At 73.1% G+C, this 16160-nt stretch carries 26 protein-coding genes; 11 read left to right on the top strand and 15 right to left on the bottom strand.

The features are described 5' to 3' along the window. Positions 1–4 precede the first annotated feature (4 nt). On the bottom strand, positions 5–469 hold the full coding sequence (locus tag O7546_RS07805) for a rhodanese-like domain-containing protein (protein ID WP_281600672.1): 465 nt from the start codon (positions 467–469) through the stop codon (positions 5–7). A gap of 62 nt (positions 470–531) precedes the next feature. Between O7546_RS07805 and ftrA the strand changes: the two genes are divergently transcribed. Further along, positions 532–1524 (top strand): transcriptional regulator FtrA, encoded by a 993-nt coding sequence (gene ftrA, locus O7546_RS07810; protein WP_281600673.1) that lies wholly within the window; start codon positions 532–534, stop codon positions 1522–1524. Here ftrA and O7546_RS07815 read toward each other — a convergent pair. The 5 genes from O7546_RS07815 to O7546_RS07835 all read right to left on the bottom strand — a co-directional run bounded on the left by O7546_RS07815 (position 1497) and on the right by O7546_RS07835 (position 3966). Then, a complete protein-coding gene (locus O7546_RS07815; RefSeq protein WP_135239141.1) occupies positions 1497–1859 on the bottom strand; it encodes a nuclear transport factor 2 family protein in 363 nt (120 codons plus the stop codon). The genes ftrA and O7546_RS07815 overlap by 28 nt on opposite strands. Further along, positions 1837–2313 (bottom strand): SRPBCC domain-containing protein, encoded by a 477-nt coding sequence (locus tag O7546_RS07820; protein ID WP_194800816.1) that lies wholly within the window; start codon positions 2311–2313, stop codon positions 1837–1839. The genes O7546_RS07815 and O7546_RS07820 overlap by 23 nt, the downstream gene beginning before the upstream one ends. After that, complete coding sequence (locus tag O7546_RS07825) at positions 2310–2642, bottom strand: metalloregulator ArsR/SmtB family transcription factor (RefSeq protein ID WP_194800817.1); 333 nt, start codon at positions 2640–2642, stop codon at positions 2310–2312. Before O7546_RS07825 ends, O7546_RS07820 begins: the two co-directional genes overlap by 4 nt. A 62-nt stretch (positions 2643–2704) precedes the next feature. After that, entirely contained in the window at positions 2705–3520 is an 816-nt protein-coding gene (locus tag O7546_RS07830) for an NAD(P)-dependent oxidoreductase (RefSeq protein WP_281600674.1), read from the bottom strand. Continuing rightward, positions 3517–3966, bottom strand: coding sequence for a MarR family transcriptional regulator (locus O7546_RS07835; RefSeq protein ID WP_194800819.1), 450 nt, complete (start codon positions 3964–3966; stop codon positions 3517–3519). The genes O7546_RS07830 and O7546_RS07835 overlap by 4 nt, the downstream gene beginning before the upstream one ends. A gap of 171 nt (positions 3967–4137) precedes the next feature. On the opposite strand from O7546_RS07835, the gene O7546_RS07840 reads away from it, so the two are divergent. After that, complete coding sequence (locus O7546_RS07840; protein ID WP_281600675.1) at positions 4138–4890, top strand: hypothetical protein; 753 nt, start codon at positions 4138–4140, stop codon at positions 4888–4890. A gap of 40 nt (positions 4891–4930) precedes the next feature. On the opposite strand, the gene O7546_RS07845 is transcribed toward O7546_RS07840, so the two are convergent. Continuing rightward, entirely contained in the window at positions 4931–5356 is a 426-nt protein-coding gene (locus O7546_RS07845; RefSeq protein ID WP_281600676.1) for a hypothetical protein, read from the bottom strand. Positions 5357–5500: 144 nt separating this feature from the next. On the opposite strand from O7546_RS07845, the gene O7546_RS07850 reads away from it, so the two are divergent. After that, complete coding sequence (locus tag O7546_RS07850; RefSeq protein ID WP_281600677.1) at positions 5501–6238, top strand: VOC family protein; 738 nt, start codon at positions 5501–5503, stop codon at positions 6236–6238. A 44-nt stretch (positions 6239–6282) separates the two neighbouring features. Here the strand turns inward: O7546_RS07850 and O7546_RS07855 are convergent, their stop codons facing one another. Beyond that, positions 6283–6645, bottom strand: a complete 363-nt coding sequence (locus O7546_RS07855; protein WP_043325166.1) for a hypothetical protein — start codon at positions 6643–6645, stop codon at positions 6283–6285. 88 nt (positions 6646–6733) lie between these two features. Between O7546_RS07855 and O7546_RS07860 the strand changes: the two genes are divergently transcribed. From O7546_RS07860 to O7546_RS07870, 3 genes are all read left to right on the top strand, one after another. After that, positions 6734–7270: a DinB family protein gene (locus O7546_RS07860; protein ID WP_194800823.1), complete on the top strand. Its 537-nt coding sequence runs from the start codon at positions 6734–6736 to the stop codon at positions 7268–7270. A gap of 83 nt (positions 7271–7353) precedes the next feature. Next, entirely contained in the window at positions 7354–7968 is a 615-nt protein-coding gene (locus tag O7546_RS07865; RefSeq protein WP_269696459.1) for a dihydrofolate reductase family protein, read from the top strand. A 47-nt stretch (positions 7969–8015) separates the two neighbouring features. Beyond that, positions 8016–8909 carry a hypothetical protein gene (locus tag O7546_RS07870; protein WP_281600678.1) on the top strand — a complete coding sequence of 298 codons (894 nt, stop codon included), beginning with the start codon at positions 8016–8018 and terminating at the stop codon, positions 8907–8909. Between the two features lie 2 nt (positions 8910–8911). Here O7546_RS07870 and O7546_RS07875 read toward each other — a convergent pair whose 3' ends face one another. From O7546_RS07875 to O7546_RS07900, 6 genes are read right to left on the bottom strand one after another with little or no spacing between them, the layout of a single operon-like run. Continuing rightward, complete coding sequence (locus O7546_RS07875; RefSeq protein WP_194800826.1) at positions 8912–9448, bottom strand: SUKH-4 family immunity protein; 537 nt, start codon at positions 9446–9448, stop codon at positions 8912–8914. Further along, entirely contained in the window at positions 9445–9990 is a 546-nt protein-coding gene (locus O7546_RS07880; protein ID WP_281600679.1) for an SUKH-4 family immunity protein, read from the bottom strand. Before O7546_RS07880 ends, O7546_RS07875 begins: the two co-directional genes overlap by 4 nt. Continuing rightward, positions 9987–10514 carry an endonuclease gene (locus O7546_RS07885; RefSeq protein WP_194800828.1) on the bottom strand — a complete coding sequence of 176 codons (528 nt, stop codon included), beginning with the start codon at positions 10512–10514 and terminating at the stop codon, positions 9987–9989. The genes O7546_RS07880 and O7546_RS07885 overlap by 4 nt, the downstream gene beginning before the upstream one ends. Then, a complete protein-coding gene (locus O7546_RS07890; protein WP_262012143.1) occupies positions 10507–11001 on the bottom strand; it encodes a hypothetical protein in 495 nt (164 codons plus the stop codon). The genes O7546_RS07885 and O7546_RS07890 overlap by 8 nt, the downstream gene beginning before the upstream one ends. 3 nt (positions 11002–11004) lie before the next feature. Next, entirely contained in the window at positions 11005–11334 is a 330-nt protein-coding gene (locus O7546_RS07895; protein ID WP_269696463.1) for a hypothetical protein, read from the bottom strand. Then, positions 11331–11744: a YbaB/EbfC family nucleoid-associated protein gene (locus tag O7546_RS07900; RefSeq protein ID WP_194800830.1), complete on the bottom strand. Its 414-nt coding sequence runs from the start codon at positions 11742–11744 to the stop codon at positions 11331–11333. Before O7546_RS07900 ends, O7546_RS07895 begins: the two co-directional genes overlap by 4 nt. Positions 11745–11922: 178 nt before the next feature. Between O7546_RS07900 and O7546_RS07905 the strand changes: the two genes are divergently transcribed. The 4 genes from O7546_RS07905 (at position 11923) to O7546_RS07920 (ending at position 15012) form a co-directional block, all read left to right on the top strand. Further along, complete coding sequence (locus O7546_RS07905; RefSeq protein WP_194800831.1) at positions 11923–12537, top strand: RNA polymerase sigma factor; 615 nt, start codon at positions 11923–11925, stop codon at positions 12535–12537. Continuing rightward, a complete protein-coding gene (locus tag O7546_RS07910) occupies positions 12530–13441 on the top strand; it encodes a CU044_5270 family protein (RefSeq protein ID WP_281600680.1) in 912 nt (303 codons plus the stop codon). The genes O7546_RS07905 and O7546_RS07910 overlap by 8 nt, the downstream gene beginning before the upstream one ends. A 71-nt stretch (positions 13442–13512) precedes the next feature. Continuing rightward, the gene (locus tag O7546_RS07915; RefSeq protein WP_332367418.1) at positions 13513–14466 is read left to right on the top strand and encodes an FAD-dependent oxidoreductase; all 954 of its coding nucleotides are present in this window, start codon (positions 13513–13515) and stop codon (positions 14464–14466) included. Positions 14467–14529: 63 nt separating this feature from the next. Then, positions 14530–15012 carry a hypothetical protein gene (locus O7546_RS07920; protein WP_269696466.1) on the top strand — a complete coding sequence of 161 codons (483 nt, stop codon included), beginning with the start codon at positions 14530–14532 and terminating at the stop codon, positions 15010–15012. Between the two features lie 9 nt (positions 15013–15021). Here the strand turns inward: O7546_RS07920 and O7546_RS07925 are convergent, their stop codons facing one another. Beyond that, positions 15022–15726 carry a hypothetical protein gene (locus tag O7546_RS07925; protein WP_194800834.1) on the bottom strand — a complete coding sequence of 235 codons (705 nt, stop codon included), beginning with the start codon at positions 15724–15726 and terminating at the stop codon, positions 15022–15024. 165 nt (positions 15727–15891) lie between these two features. Between O7546_RS07925 and O7546_RS07930 the strand changes: the two genes are divergently transcribed. Then, the gene (locus tag O7546_RS07930; RefSeq protein ID WP_194800835.1) at positions 15892–16104 is read left to right on the top strand and encodes a hypothetical protein; all 213 of its coding nucleotides are present in this window, start codon (positions 15892–15894) and stop codon (positions 16102–16104) included. The last annotated feature ends 56 nt before the right edge of the window (positions 16105–16160 follow it).

Here is a 16160-nt window from a genome sequence, read left to right on the forward strand (position 1 = left end):
CGACTCAGCAGCCGCACGACGCGCCGGCCGGGGCGGTGAGGTCGTCGGCGGGGCGCCGGACCAGCCCCGCCTCGGTGCGTACCGGGAAGCCTTCCCGCACCCAGTACTCGTACCCGCCGATCATCTCCTTGACCGGGCGGCCGAGCCGGGCGAACTCCCGCGCCGCGCGGGTGGCGCCGTTGCAGCCCGGCCCCCAGCAGTACGTGACCACAGTGGCGCCCGCCGGGACCAGCTCGCCCGCCCGGCCGGCGATCTCCGCGGTGGGCAGGTGCACGGCGCCGGGGATGTGCCCCTGCCGCCACGCCGCGAGGGAGCGCGAGTCGACCACGACCAGGCCGGTCACGCCCGCCTCCAGGTCGGCGTGCACGTCGCTCACGTCGGCCTCGAAGGCGAGCCGGGCCGAGAAGTGGGCGAGGGCGTCGGCGGGGCGGGCGGGAGGAGTGCGCAGGACGTTCGACATGACACCCATCGTGGTGGCCGCCGTCCGGCCGCTCCAGTGGCGTGAGCGACACCGGTCGCTAAGATCCCGCCATGAATCGCGCCACCGTGGCGGTGCTCGCGTACGAGGGCATGTCGGTGTTCGAGACCGGCATCGTCACCGAGGTCTTCGGCCTGCCCCGCCCGGAGTTCGACGTCGGCTGGTACGAGCTGACCGTCTGCGCGGAGACCCCCGGCGCGGTACGGCTGGTCGGCGGCGCCACCCTGCACACCGACCACGGCCTCGACGCGTTTGCCGCCGCCGGCACGCTGATCGTGCCGGGCGTCGCCGACGTGCACGCCGACCCGTCACCCGCGCTCACCGACGCGCTCCGCGCGGCCCACCGGCGCGGCGCCCGGATCGTGTCGATCTGCTCGGGCGCGTTCGTCCTGGCCGGCGCGGGACTGCTCGACGGCCGCCGCGCCACCACCCACTGGCGGTACGCCGACCTGCTCGCCCGGCGCCACCCGGCGGTCCGCGTCGACCCGGACGTGCTCTACGTCGACGACGGGGACATTCTCACCAGCGCGGGCAGCGCGGCCGGCCTCGACCTCTGCGTCCACCTGGTACGCCGCGACCACGGCCCGACGATCGCCAACGCGGTCGCCCGCCGGCTGGTCGTACCGCCGCACCGCGAGGGCGGCCAGGCGCAGTTCATCGAGGCGCCGGTGCCGAGCGACCCGGAGGACGACCGGCTCGCGGCGAGCATGGCCTGGGCGCTGGCGAACCTGAACACCCCGATCACCGTCGACCGGCTGGCGCGGCGGGCGCACATGTCGGCGCGTACCTACCTGCGGCACTTCGCGCGGGCCACCGGCACCACCCCGATCCGCTGGCTGATCGACCGGCGCGTCCAGGCCAGCCTGCCGCTGCTGGAGACGACCACCGCGCCGATCGAGGAGGTCGCCGCGGCGGTGGGGTTCGAGACGGCGGTGACGTTCCGGCACCACTTCGCCGCCGCGATGCGGACCTCGCCGTCGGCGTACCGCCGGGCCTTCACCGGGGCGTCAGGCGGTGCTCACGCGCCAGGCAGCGGGACGACGTAGGAGTCGACGCGGGCGATCAGCCCGTCCCGGAACGTGAACAGGTCGTTGAAGGCGAACCGGAACGGCCCGTGCTCGACGCTGACGCCCCGGCCCTCGCCGGTCACCACGACGACCGGCCCGTCCTCGTGCACGCGTTCGACGTCGAGCCGCGGGCTGCCGGTGAACGCCGGGTTCTCGATCTCGCCGTCGAACTCCGCCCGGCCCCGGGTGGTGCGGTGGCCGTGGATGACCCACTCGACGTCGTCGGTGAGCGTGGCGAGGATGCGTTCGTGGTCGCTCGCCCGGAAGCCGTCGAAGTATTCGGCGACCAGGTCACGCTGGGTTGCTCGGGTCACTGGTGTCTCCATCGTCGTGGTGTCGGAGGTGGGCGGCGAGGGCGTCGAGGATCGAGGCGAGCCCGTCGGCCGCCTGGTCGCTGCGCAACTCGGGCGGAAGTCTGCGCTGATGCACGGTGAGGTCGGTGCCGTACCCGGCGGGCCGCAGCGTGACGGTGGTGCGCAGGCCGGTGACCGGCTCGTCGAACACCAGCTCACGCGGCTCGTCGACGCTCACGTAGACGAACCGCAGGCGCCCGGTCCGGCCGTCCGGGGCGCGGGTGTCCAGCGCGAACCCGCCGCCCGGTCGCAGGTCGACAGTCACCGAGCCAGGCGGCACCGTGGCGTGCGAGCCGCCCCAGAACGCGGCGATGCCGGACGGTGAGGTGAACGCCTCCCACACCCGGTCCGGCGCGGCGGGCAGGTGGCGCCGCGCGATCAGTTCGTCGCCGTGCCGTTCGGTACGGGCCGTCACCGGGTCGCCTCCGGATCGGAGAGGTGCGTCTCCAGCGCGTCGAGACGGTCGTCCCAGGCGCGCCGCTGCTCGTCGATCCATGTACTCAGCCGGGCGAGCCGGTCGACGCGCAGCCGGCACGGCCGACGCGTACCCTCCCGGCGCTGCTCGACCAGGCCGCACCGGCGCAGCACACCGACGTGGTGGGAGATGGCCTGCGGCGTCAGGTCGAACGGCTCACCCAGCTCGCCCACTGTGGCCTCACCCCGGGCGAGGCGGGTCACCAGGGCGCGGCGGACCGGGTCGCCGAGGGCGGCGAAGGCGAGATCGAGGTCCGGATCGGAGCGCATGCCCTCACGCTACCGCAAACACAAGTTTGCGCAAACGATCCTTTGTTGATGCTGGCGCCGGGTCAGAGCGCGGCGCTGCGGACAGCCTCGTAGATGGTGCTGATCGTCGGTGTGAAGCCGAGGCTGCGGGCGAGGCTGATGTCCATCTGCCCCCGCCACGGCTGACTGAGCGGTTCGGCGGAGGAGCCGTAGGAGTAGCCGACGAGCTGGGACATCTCGTAGATGCTCAGGGGTGACTCGTCGGCGATGTTGACGGTGCGGTTGTCGAAGGCGCCCGTGAGGGCCAGTGCGAACGCCGTGGCGATGTCGGCGTGGTGGCAGACGCTCAGTCTCTGTGCCGGGTGCCACCCCATGCCGGCCGCGAGTTCGGGCAACGATTCGAGGTGCCCGTCCCGGTCTCCGTAGATGAAGGGAAGCCGCAGGATGCCCCAGGTGAGCCCGCTGGCACGAAGCAGTTGCTCGGCTTCGATCTTGCTGGCGGGGTAGGCGAGCGTCGGCGCGACGGGGTCGTCCTCACGCCCGGGGTGCGTGCTCCCGGAACCGTAGACGTTGGAGGTGCTGGCCAGCAGGAACCGGGCCTTCGGCGCGTGCTTCTCAACGGCGTCGATGAGATTGCGGGTGCCGTCCCGGTTGACGGCCCAGATCTGATCGTCGTCGCGGGTGCGGAAGACAGCGGCCAGGTGGATGACCGCAGTGACGGCTTCCACGGCTGCCGGCAGGGATTCGGGGCTGAGGACGTCACCCTCGACGCGCCGTACGCCTTCGGGCACTGCTTTTCCGGGACGGGCGAGGGCGCGGCACTCGACACCCGCCGCGGTGAGTCGCCCGAGCAGGCGGGAGCCGACGAGGCCCGTTCCGCCGGTCACGAGAACGGTCATGATCCGTGCTCCTTCCGGTAGTCGATGAGTCGTCTGGTCGCGCCGCTGAGGACCCGGTTCATGGTCTCGATGTCCGCGGGGTCGACTCCGCCGAAGGCGACTTCCGCGATCAACGCCATCGGATCGGGGAGCGAGTGCCACAGGTTCACGCCAGCCGGCGTGATGTGCAGCTGCTTCTGACGCTGGTCGTCCGGGTCGGGCACCTGTTCGATCAGGCCTTTGCGGACGAGCGCTGCGATGACCGCGCTGAGGGTCGCCCGTTCGACCTCGAGTTCGCGGGTGAGGGTGCGCTGGCCGACCGGCCGGCCCTCACTCAGCCGGTACAACACGTACCACTGGGTGTTCCCGAGATCGTAGGGGCGCAGCACGGACTCCATGAGGGCCCGGCTGGCGAGGAAGTACTTCTTCGCCCAGACACCCGGAGCGTCCAGCTCGTAGGCGTTCATATCGTTAGGCACCTGACAACATTGTCAGGCGCCTAACGATATGTCAAGAGGTGGCCGCGCGCCGGAACGCGGCGGGGTGTCCGGCAGTTGGGTGAGCAGGGGACGGGCGCGCCGTTTCGGGCGGCGTGACATCGGGAACGTCGTCGGGACGGGCACGGGACGGAGGCCGACATGAGGACACCGAGTCGCCGTAGGCGGATGCTTGGCGTACCCCTGCTCGTCACCGCGCTGCTGGCCGGCGCGTGCGGCGACGGCGGTGGGAACGACGGCGGTGGGAACGACGGCGGTGCCGCTGGCACGAGCGCGACCTCGGCGACCACCCCCGCGACGCCGGAGACGTCGCAGTCGTCCGGCGGGCCCGTGACGATCCCGACGTCCGCCTTCGTCGACCTGCCGCCGGAACTGCGCAAGGCCGCCGCCCAGCCGACCGACGCCGCCGACGCGCTGCCCGAGCTGTGCGACAAGGAGTTCCGCAGCGGCGGGCGGTCGGTCACCGCGAGCGCCGCGATGATGAGCACCTACAAACTGCCGAAGGACCCGCCGGAGAACGTCCCCTACGGCACGCTGCACCAGACCGTCTTCGCGTTCGAGGGCACCGGCGCCGCCGACTACCTGCGCCGGGTGCGCGGGGCGGTGGCGGACTGCCGGTCGTTCCAGGCCTCGGGCGGCACCGTCACCGTCGTGTCCCGGCCGATGGCCGGGACCGGGGACGAGGCCCTGCTGGTCACGGTGAGCCGGCCCGCTACCGGCCTGGACGGCAGCCCGGCCCAGGGCCGGAGCACCAGCCAGATCCTCGTGATCCGGGTCGCCGACGCGGTGACTGTCGTGCACGACCAGGGCTGGGAGGGCACCAGCACCGACCCCGGCCTGGCCGACGACATCGCCCGGGCCGCGGTCCGCAGCCTCGACTCCTGGCAGCGCTGACGTCGCCGGCCGCGCCCGCCTGGCCGCGCCGCCGGCACGGTCAGGACACGGCGGCACGCACCAGCTCGGCGAGCTTCTTCTCCACCTCCGGGCTCCACCGCACCAGCGCGAACGACGCCGGCCACATGTCGCCGTCGTCGAGGTTCGCCGCCTCCTGGAAGCCCACTGTCGAGTAGCGGTACTTGAACTTCCCCGCGTCCTGGAAGAACACGACGATCTTGCCGGCGGCGTTCGCGTACGCGGGCATGCCGTACCAGGTCTTCGCCGACAGGTCCGGGGCGGCGGCGGTGATCGTGGCGTGTACGCGCTCGGCCAGCTTCCGGTCCTCCGGCGCCATCTGCGCGATCCGGTCGAGCACCGCCTGGAGGTCGTCGGCCTTCTTCGCGCCCTTCCTGCCCTCGGCGCGCAGCTCGGCCGCGCGCTCCTTCATCGCGGCGCGTTCCTCGGCGCTGAACCCGTCGGACATCTCGATCCCCCCTCGTGACTCGCGGTCCGCGTGGTGCCGACCGCCTGATGACAACGCTATGGCGCGGCGGTGACGGCGCGCTTCTCGATTCCTGATCACCTGCCGGGACCACGGCGACCCGGCGCGGCACCTACCATCGCCGCCATGGCAACCCGGTTCGTACAGATCAACATGAAGGCCCACGACGAGGTGGCGCTCGGCGATTTCTGGGCGAAGGTGCTCGGCTGGGGGATCTCCAGCGAGGCCCCCGGTGTAACGAACCTCGAACCCGAGGACCTCACCTACCCGGACCCCCGCGCCCTCTACATCGATCTCGTCGTCTCCTCCGAACCGAAGACGGCGAAGAACCGCGTCCACGTCGACCTCGCGACCACCTCGGCTGCGCACCACGCGGAGCTGGTCGCGCGCCTGACCGCGCTCGGCGCCACCCCTGCGGACATCGGCCAGGGCGACGTGCCGTGGACGGTCCTGGCGGACCCGGAGGGCAACGAGTTCTGCGTACGGGAGCCGAACCCGCGGCACGCGGACACCGGGCCGATCGCCGAGGTGGTGGTCGACTGCGCCGACCCGCCGGGCATGGCCGGCTTCTGGAGCCGGGCCACCGACTGGACCGTGCACGAGGTGACCGACCGGCAGGCGATGCTGCGCTCCGCGAAGGGCGTCGGGCCGTACCTGCGGTTCGCCCGCACCGCCGACGCGAAGACCGGGTGGAACCGCGTGCACCTCGACGTCCGCCCGTACCCGTCGGACGACCTGGACGCCGAAACCGCCCGCCTGCGGTCCCTCGGCGCCACCGCCGCCGACGTGGGCGGGGCCGACATCCACTGGCGGGTGCTCGTCGACCCGGAGGGCAACGAGTTCTGCGTCCTCACCCCGGGATGACCGGCCTCGGCGCCGGGCGCGCGGACGCGCCCGCCCGGCGCCGGTCAGGCCGGCCGATTCTCCGCCCGGAACTCGTGGACCACCTCGATCGGCCCGACGATGTGCCGGTTGAACTCGTCCAGTTCCTCGGCCGGCACCCACAGCTCCAGGATGTCCCGGCCACCCACCTGCCGGACCGGGTAGCGGGCGGCGAACGCCCGCTCGACGTGGAAGCGCGTCACGTAGCCGGCGCCCGACGCCGGCACGTTCCAGTCCCGGGCGATCATGACGGCGTACTGCTCGTTGAGCACCGGATAGAAGATCGGCTGGTCCGGCAGCCGCGGCGGCCAGGCCCGCCAGCCGGAGGCGCGGACGAGGTCGAGCTCCCGTGGACCGGTCGGGCGCCACAGCGTCGTCGTCTCCGTCATCGCGTACCCCTCTCGCGTCTCGTCCCGGCACGGTACCGGCGGACCGCCGCCGCCCCCACGGATTTCGCCCGCTGCCTATGCTTCGGCGATGGGTGACGCGACCACCGAGACCGAGGCCGAGGCGCTGCTGGCCGTCCTGGAGCGCAACCGGCGGACCTTCGCCTGGAAGACCGACGGGCTCGACGAGACGGGCCTGCGCGCGGTCACCGCCGCCAGCACCATGACGCTCGGCGGTCTGATCGCGCACATGGCCCTGGTCGAGGCGGACTGGCTGGCGGTGAAGCTGGCCGGTCAGGGCTACGGATCGCCGTGGGACGGCGTCGACTTCGACGCCGAGCCCGACTGGGACTGGCGTTTCGGCGCCCAGGCGGCGCCGGACGACGTGTACGCGCTGTGGCGGGCGGCGGTGCGGCGGTCTCGCGGGCTGGTCGACGCCGTCGTCGCCGAGCGCGGACTGGCCGGGCCGTCGTCGTTCACCTGGCCGGACGGCCGCACCCCCACCGTCCGCGCGATGCTCCTCGACATGATCGAGGAGTACGCCCGGCACACCGGCCACGCGGACCTGCTCCGGGAGGCGGTCGACGGGCGCGTGGGCGAGGGCGCGCCACCGGATTTCTCGTTCTGATCCCGGGTGACGTCGTCGCGGGCCGATGAGTTTGACACGGTGCGGCGGTCAACCCGTCGAACCCACTGCGAAGGAGCACCGCGATGGCCACTGTCATCTCCACGCTGTTCATCTCGGCCGACGGTGTCGCCGAGATCGACCCCGACTGGCACTTCCCGTACTTCGACGAGAACATGGGCCGGGCCGTCACCGAGGACTACGACACCTCCGACGTGCTGCTGATCGGCCGGGAGACGTACGACAGCTTCGCCGGCGCCTGGCCGGACCGGGAGGCAGCCGGCGGTGAGGACGCGCCGTTCGCCAAGCAGCTCGGCGACATGCGCAAGGTCGTCGTGTCCCGCCAGCCGCTGGAGTTCTCCTGGCGCAACTCCGAGCTGATCCAGGGTGACCTGGTGGACGCCGTGCGCGCGCTCAAGGCCGACGCCGGCATCAAGGGCATCCTCATCCCCGGGTCGATCTCGGTGGTGCAGCAACTGCTCGCCGCGGGCCTGGTGGACGAACTGCGCCTGCTGGTGCACCCGGTCGCCGCCCGCAAGGGCCGCCGGCTGTTCGACGAGGGCGACGCGCCGTACCACCTGCGGGTGGCCGCGACCGAGGTGTACCCGACCGGCGTGATCCGGGTGATCTACACCCCGGCGCCGGCGCCGGGCGCGGTCGGCTACGACGACGTCAAGGAGCAGGTGCCGGCCGGCAGCTGACGATCACGGGCCGCGGCGGCCTGGTATGTCGTGAAAGGATCTGCCGCGTGCGTCGCGCCCCGCTGCTGCTGATCCTCGCGGCCGTGTCCGCCGTCGCCCACGTCGTCGGCGTCCTGGTGGCCGCCCCGCTCTGGCGCGGCGCCGAGGTGCTGAGCCTGGCGCTGCTGCTCGGCTACGCCGTCGCCGCCGGACTGCCGGCCCCGCGCTGGGCGGTGCCGGTGGCGCTCGTACCGCTGGTCGTGGACGCGGTCCGCACCATGCCGGCCGAGCCGGGCGCCGGGGACGCCGCCTGGTTGGTGTACGGCGGCCCCGGCAGCGGCTTCGACGTCACGGCCGGCTTCGACGCGGCGCTCGCCGGCAGCTGGCCGGCGCTAGTCGCGGTGGCGGTGCTGCTGCTCGCGTACCGGGGCCGCAGCCGGCGCTGGCATCTGATCGCCGCGGCGGTCGCCGCCGCGCCCGTCGTCGGGTACGCGGCCGTCCGGGTCACCGACGTCGGCGCCGCAGTGGCCGCGAGCACCCGGGTCGTGGAGGTCCGCACCGGGACCGCGCTGACCCGGGTGACCGGATCGGGGCAGGACCAGGCCGATGTCGTGCCCGCGCTCGTCCTCGCGGTGCTGCCGCCGCTGGCGCTCGCACTCGCCGCGCTGGCGCTCGCCGCGCTGCTGGCCGGGCGGGGCCGGCGGCTCGCCGCGACCGGGGCGGCACTGCTGGCGGTGCTCGCGCTGCCGCTGCTCGACGCGGCGCTGGCCGCGGTGCCGCATCCGTTGGACGCCGACGGCACCGCGCTGTTCGCCTGGTCCGCCATCACACCCACCGCGGCGATGCCGCAGCCGGTGGCGGCGCTGACGGCGGCGGTGGAGCTGGCCGCGTACCTGCTGCTCGTCGCCGGGCTGGCCCGCTCGCACCGTGCGGCGGTGCCCGCACCGGCGGCGGCCGGGTGACGTCAGGCGGTCGACTCCAGCTCGTCGAAGGCCATGTTCCACCACGACTCCGGATCCGCGAACGCGACCGGGTCGACCGGGCGCAGGTCGTCGCGGATCGCCGCCGCGCGTGCGGCCCGCTCCCGCCCGCCCGGGTCGGTGGCGATGAGCTGTCCGAGCCGGTAGAGGAACTCCACGAACGCGGCGAACGTGCTGTTCACCGTCTCCAGGTTCGGTGTCTCCAGGTCCAGCAGGATCACCGCGCCGGTGCCCGCGTCCAGGCAGAACAGCAGCGCCGGGTCCTCCGGGGAGGCGCCCAGCACGACGTACGGGCGGGGGCCCTGGTCGCCCAGCTCGATCGACAGCGTGGAGAACAGCTCCACGTCGGGGACCGAGACGTCGACGGTGAACAGGATCGGCACCTCGACCGGCAGCGCCCCGTCGGGCGGGAACACCTCCGGCCCGAGCGGCCCGAGGACCGCGTCGAAGCGCTGATCGGGGAAGTAGATGACGCCCCGCTCACCCCAGAGGGCGGTGAGCTGCTCCCGGGTGACGGTCACGGCTGCGCCTCGTCCTCGTCGACCTCGTCCGCCTCGTCGAGCAGGCCCTGCCGGTCGAGGAACGCGTACCACCCGTCGTCGTCGGTGACCAGCTCGGCGTAGCCGGGGCCGAGCACGTAGTAGTGCACGAACGAGTCGAGGTCGGGCGCCAGCTCCTCGAACGCGTCGCCCATGAACCACTCGGTGCCGGTCGGCGGGAAGTACCACACCGCGCCGGTCGCCCGCTCCAGGAAGATCGGCTCGTCGCTGCGCGTGCCGACGACCAGCCAGCCGGTCTTGTCCTGCGGGACGGGGGAGAAGCCGGGCGCGTAGTCGAGGAAGTACTGCACCCCGGCGAGCCGGCCGGTCGAGGCCAGCTCGAACGCCCCGGCCCGCAGGCCGTCGGCGGCGAGCAGCAGATCACGCAGTCCGGCCGGCAGCTCCGCCGGCACGTCACCGTCGTCGGCGGGCGCGCCGATCTGCCCGTACGCGAGACTCGCCGGCTCGTCCGCGGCCAGGTCGGCGCGGAGTTCGTCGAGAAGCTGCGCGAGATCGGAAGTCAATCCACTACCTCTATTCGGATCGGGGTTCCGTCCGGCAGATTCTGGATCTGCCCCCATATCTGGGAGCCGATGTCCGTGTTGGTTCTACCATGCAGCAGCTTGAGGTTGTCGACGGTGTCCGGCCCGCCGAGCTGCAGTTCCCACACGTGGTCGGGATGGTAGTCGCTGAGCCGTTGACTGAGCCGGTTGGCGAGGTCCTTGTCGTGCGGCCAGTACTTGTCCCAGATCTTCTGCCGGATCCGGTCCTTGTATCCGTCGGTGATGCTCTTGTCGCGCTGCACCGGGTTGGTGGCCTTGTAGAGCTTGCCGTCGTCGCTGAGCTTCTTCAGCGCGGCCATCTTGCGCCGGAACTGGGCGGTGGCATGGAAGTCGCGGCGCTCCACCCGGACCACCTTGGTGGGCAGGCTCCGGTTCGGCCCGGTGACCCGGACGATCGGCTTCTCCAGCTTCTCGACCGCCTTGCGGACGATCTTGCCGGCCGCCGGTTTCGCGGCGGCGCCCCGGCCGCGCCTCGGGCTAGGCATCGAGCAGTCTCCCGATGACCTGGTCGATGAGCGCGCCGACGATCTCCCGGGTGATGATCTGGAAGATCGGGATCTCGGCCAGCGAGGCGCCGAACGTGACCACGGCGGTGGCGATCGCCTGGGCTACCTCGAACGCGAGGATGGCGAGCTGCACGATCACGGCGATCTTCAGCGCCAGCACGATCGCCGCGCAGATGATCAGCCCGGCGCCGAGCAGCATCGCCGCGGGCATGCTGTCGTGCAGCACGAGCGGCCCGTTCTGCTCGCCGCCCCACCACTTTTGGAACGCCGCGATCGCCGGGCCGACGTTCTGCGTCCACACCTGCGCGGCGGCCGCGTCCGCCTCGCCGGCTGCCGCCCCGATCCGGCCGCCGAACTCGAGCCACGCCTGGCCCATCTCGAAGAGCTTCTCCTCGTCGGCGGCCGGCCAGGTGTAGCCGATCCAGCCGAGCGCGGTGACCAGCTCACCGGGTAGTTGCAGTCCCACGGCTCACCCCAGCCCGCCGGCCAGCGAGCGCATGGTGCCCGCGCCGTCCTCGTCGACCCGCTCGTACGAGTCGGCCATCCCGGTGATGTCGGCGCCCGCGGAGGTGAACTCGTCGGCGGCCATGCCGAGGCAGTCGAAGATGTAGTTCGCCACCTCGGTGTACGCGACGCCGATCAGCGACCCGATGTCGTCGGCGCCCCACGGCTCGCCGTAGCCCTGCATCCGCGCCTCGAACGCCTCCAGCTCGCCGTTGAACCGCTTGGCCACGTCGGTGACGCCACGCCCGGCGGCCCGGATCAGCGGCGGGTGCACCTCGAAGCCGCCGCCGCTCATCGCTGCCCGCCGCGCGCCAGCCGCTCCTGCGCCTCGGTCAGCGCGTCGAGGAACGACCCGAGCCGGGGTACGGCCGTGTCCCGTACCTCCTGCAACTGTTCCCGCAGCTGCGACATGTCCGCGACCTGCGGGGCCGGGCCGGCGCGCAGCCCGTCGATCGCCGCGTTCACGGCGGTGACGACGTGCGCGGTCAGCTCCTCGGAACCGAGCCGCATCAGCCGCGGCTCGACGTGCAGCGACTGGAGCCTGCCGTCGCGCCCCATCTCGGCGCGTACCTGCCCGTCGGCGGCCTCGCCCACCGCCGGCGTCTCCGCCTCGTCCGCCGGCGGCGGACCGACCGTCCGAAGTGCCGCCATCGTCGCGTCGAGCATGCGGGTGAAGTCGCCGCTCATCGAAGGATCCGCACTCATGAGCCCTCCCCAAGGCCAAACGCCACGAGCGTAACCGAGAGGGACAAAGCGATTCCGTCCCGTACGACCGCACGGTCCACGACGGACCGGCCGACCGGCCTACCGTCACGGGCGTGAACCGTCCGGACGCGAGCAGCGGACAACAGGTGACACGTCCCCACTCGCCGAAAGGCCGCGCATGAGAAGACTGAGACGGGCGAAGGATGTCGACGTCGGCGCGCTCACCGACGCCGAGGTCGTCGCCCGGTCCGTGCGGGAGCCGGAGACCTTCGCCGCGATCTTCGACCGGCACGCGCCGCACATCCACCGCTACCTGGCGCGGCGCCTCGGCTCCGCGGCCGCTGACGACCTGGTGGCGGAGACGTTCCTCGCCGCGTTCCGGCGCCGGGAGCGGTTCGACACCGGCTGTCCGAACGCCCGCCCCTGGCTGTACGGGATCGCCACCAACCTGGTCGCCCAGCAGCGGCGGATCGAGGAACGGGAGTACCGGCTGCGGCAGGCGTACCACCCGGCGACGTCCGAGGCGTCCCCCGCCGACCGGGTCGCCGCCGAGGTGACTGCGCGGTCGCTGCGCCGGCACCTGCTCGACGCGCTGGCCGGGCTCGCCGACGGCGACCGCGACGTGCTGCTGCTCGTCGCCTGGGAGGACCTGACGTACGAGGAGGTCGCCGCCGCGCTGGCCATCCCGGTCGGCACCGTGCGGTCCCGGCTGAACCGGGCGCGCCGGCTGCTGCGGGAACGGCTCGGCGGCGAACCGGCCGACACCATCGAGGAGGTACTGAGCAATGGATGAGATGAGACTGCTCCAGCGGCTCGGCGACGAGACCGAGTTGCCGGCCGGCGAACGACTCGGCGCCGCGCGTACCCGGTTGGTCGGCGCGCTGACCGCGACGGAGGCCGCGCCGGTTCGGCGGGCGCGACGGCCGGCCTGGCGGCTGGTCCTCGCCGGCGTCGCGACGGCGTCGGTGGCGGCGTCGCTCGCGGCGGTGCTGGTGCTGGCGCCGGACCGGATCGGCGGCAGCGCGCCGGCCGCCCGGGCCGACGCCCGGCAGGTGCTGCGCGACGCGGCGGCGGCGGCGTTGCGGCTGCCGGACGTCGAGCCCCGGCCCGACCAGTTCGTCTACACGCGCTCGCAGGGCGGCGCGGAGCTGCGGGAGAGCTGGGCGTCGGTGGACGGGACCAGGGACGGCCTGGTCGTCGAGTACCCGCCGGGCGGCCGACAGGAATACGTGCTCCCCGGCTGCCGGGACGGCCGCGCGAAGGGGTACAAGGGTCAGCAGCTCATGCCGGGCACCGAGCCGTGCGTGCCGGAGCCCGCCTACGATCCCGCCGTGCCCACCGACGCCACCGCGATGCGCGCCTACCTGGACAAGCACCGCAGCGGCGAGCCCGGTGACGTCAACGCCGCCGCCAAGGACGTGATGTTCCTGCTCAACGACTCGTACCTGAGGCCACGGTCGCGGGCCGCGCTGTTCGAGGCCGCCGCCGCGACGCCGGGCCTGAAGGTGGTGGAGAAGGCCACCGACGGTGCGGGCCGCTCCGGTGTGGGCGTCAGCTGGTCCTCCCCGGGGAACCCGGCCCTGATGGTGATGGTGTTCGACCCGCGGACGTACGCGTTCCTCGGCGTGGGCGGGGAGGCGGGCACGTCCGCGGTGCTGTCCGTCGCGATCGTGGACCGGGTCGGCCAGAAGGGCTGACGCCCGCCGGGCGGGCCGCCTCCCCGGCGGCCCGTCCGACGCGTACCCGCTCCGATCGGGTCTGCGCCATCATGAGCGTCATGACGAAGGCGGACGTGGTGGTGGTCGGCGGCGGGGTGATCGGGATGACGACAGCGCTCACGCTCCAGCGGCGCGGCGCCCGGGTCACCGTGCTGACCGCCCACGACCCGGCCGACACGGTGTCGACGGTGGCCGCCGCGGTCTGGTACCCGAGCCACACCGAGGAGGATCCCCGGGTGCTGCGCTGGGCCCGGGACACCCACGCCGAGCTGCGCCGCCAGGCGGCCGACGGCGTGCCGGGGGTGGTCGACCGGCCCACCCGGATGTGGCTGCGCCACCGCTACACCGAGCCGCCCTGGTGGGCCGACGCCTGCGGCGACCTGACGGCCGAGCCGGCGGAGCCGCCGTACACCGCGCTGCTGCGGTTCACCGCCCCGTCGGTGGAGATGACCAGCTACCTCGCCTGGCTGCGGCAGCGCCTGGAGGCCGGCGGGGGCCGGGTCGTCAGCCGCGCGCTGGGCACGCTCGCCGAGGCGTACAAGGTCGCGCCGGTCGTGGTGAACGCGACCGGCCTGGCCGCCGGCCGCCTCGCCGCCGACCCGGCCGTGTACCCGGCGCGCGGGCACGTCCTGCTGGTGGCGAATCCCGGCCTGACCGTCTCGGTGCGCGACGAGGACGACCCGGCGGGCATCACGTACGTGCATCCGCGCCGGCACGACGTGGTGCTCGGCGGCACCTACGAGGCCGGGGTGGGACACACCCGCCCCGACCCGGAGGAGGCGGCGGCGATCCGGCGCCGGTGCGTGGCGCTGGTGCCGCAGCTCGCGGACGCGCCGGTGCTGGGGGAGCGGATCGGGCTGCGCCCGGCCCGGCACGGCGGTCCCCGGGTCGAGGTGGACCCGGCGGACGGGCGGCTGGTGCACGCGTACGGGCACGGCGGCGCGGGGGTGACGCTGTCCTGGGGCTGCGCCGCCGAGGTGGCCGATCTCGCGCTGAGTGTCTGACCCTTCCGGCGCGGGCGAGCTGGCGGCCCACCGCCGGAGCGCGCGGGCGGTAACCTCGGCCCGGTGTCCGCCCGCCGCGCCGCACTGTCCGCCCTCGTCGCCCTGATCGCCGTCCACATCGGCTGCACGCTTGTCGCGCTCGCCGCCTACAGCCACCGGATCGGCCTGGTGACCCACGACGGCTCCGGCTTCCTGGTGGAGCTGCTCGACGCCGTGGTGCCCCTGCGTGACCTGCTGCCCGCCGTGCTCTGGCTGCTGCCTGTCATGCTGCTCGTCACGTTCGCGGCCCTCGGCCGGTGGGCCGCCCGGCGGACCGTCCGCCCCGACGACGAGCGGCTACCGGCGACGGCGTGGACCGCCGGCATCGCCGCGGTGCTGCTCAACCCGCTCGCGGCCGTGCGCTACGCGTCGGCCACCGCGAACGGCGGCGAGTACATGCGTACGGTTCAGGTGGAGACCAACCTTCTGGTGCTCGCCGCCGCCGTGGCCACCACGATGAGCGCGCTCGCCGTCGCCGGGTTCGTCCGGCGCTCCGACGCCGCCTGAGCGCTCTGGTCACCGCTCCAGGACGGTGAGCCATTCGGCGGCGCGGGGACGGTATCCGTGCAGCTCGAAGAGCCCGCGCACGATCGCCGGCACATGCCCGGCGCCGTACACGACCGCCACGTCGATGCGTTCCGCCGACCGGGTACGGATCAGCTCGGACAACGCGGCGAGCAGCCGCTCGTCGCGTTCGCCGCCGAGCGCGCGCTCGGTGTGCTCGGTGAACTCGTGGTCGGCGTACCGCTCGTCGGTGGCCGACGGCAGGTCGTTCATCTCGATCTCCGGTGAGAGCAGACACCGGGTGCCGCCGAAGAACTGCATCACCGTCACGAACGGGATCACCAGCCACATCTGGAGGCGGTACCGCAGCGGCATCACCCGCCAGCCCCCGGTGAACTCCTCCGCCGACACGTCCGGGTTGAGCACCTCGACGCCGAGAGACGCGTACGGGATGGGGTCCGTCACCAGGCCGGAGCGCCGGTTTGCCGGCATGGCCCGGTAGGTGAGTGTCAACGCCGAGCCGACCGCCGATCGGCCGCTGACGCCCTCGACGACGAGCAGGTCGCATTCCCGGAGCCGCTTCGTGACCGCCGCGTAGAACGCCGGGCTCGCCACGTGGAGCATCGGGAACACCAGGAACTCCAACCGGCTGCCGGGACGGCGTAGCCGGAGCACGGCGGAGCGGGTGCCGATGACGCTGTGTTCGATGATCTGCATGCCTGCCCCCGTGGCATCGGCTGCTCTTGTCGGCAGGGTAGGGCGGCCGGGCAAGGCGTCCCACGGACCGGTCAGGAATCGAGAAGCCCCGAGCGGGCACCCCGACCTAGCGTTTCCGGCACGGGCCACCCCGCCGGGGAGGCCACCGCCCGGAGGTAGGCATCAATGGATACGCGCATCCGTCAGCTCCACCGCTGGTTCTCCGTCGCCTTCACCGTGACCGTCGTGATCACCTTCGTGGCGCTGGCGCAGAAGGACCCGATCGTGTGGGTCTCCTACGTGCCGCTGCTGCCGCTCGCCCTGCTCCTGATCAGCGGTCTCTACCTGTTCGCGCTGCCGTACCTGCGGCGCCGCCGTGCCGCCGCGCGCCCGCGCTGACCTGGGGGGATTACCGGGGCCGGTCAGCGGGCAACACTGGCGGATGGAGCAGAAGG

Source organism: Micromonospora sp. WMMA1976 (genome assembly GCF_027497335.1).
GTDB classification, from domain to species: Bacteria; Actinomycetota; Actinomycetes; order Mycobacteriales; family Micromonosporaceae; genus Micromonospora; species Micromonospora aurantiaca.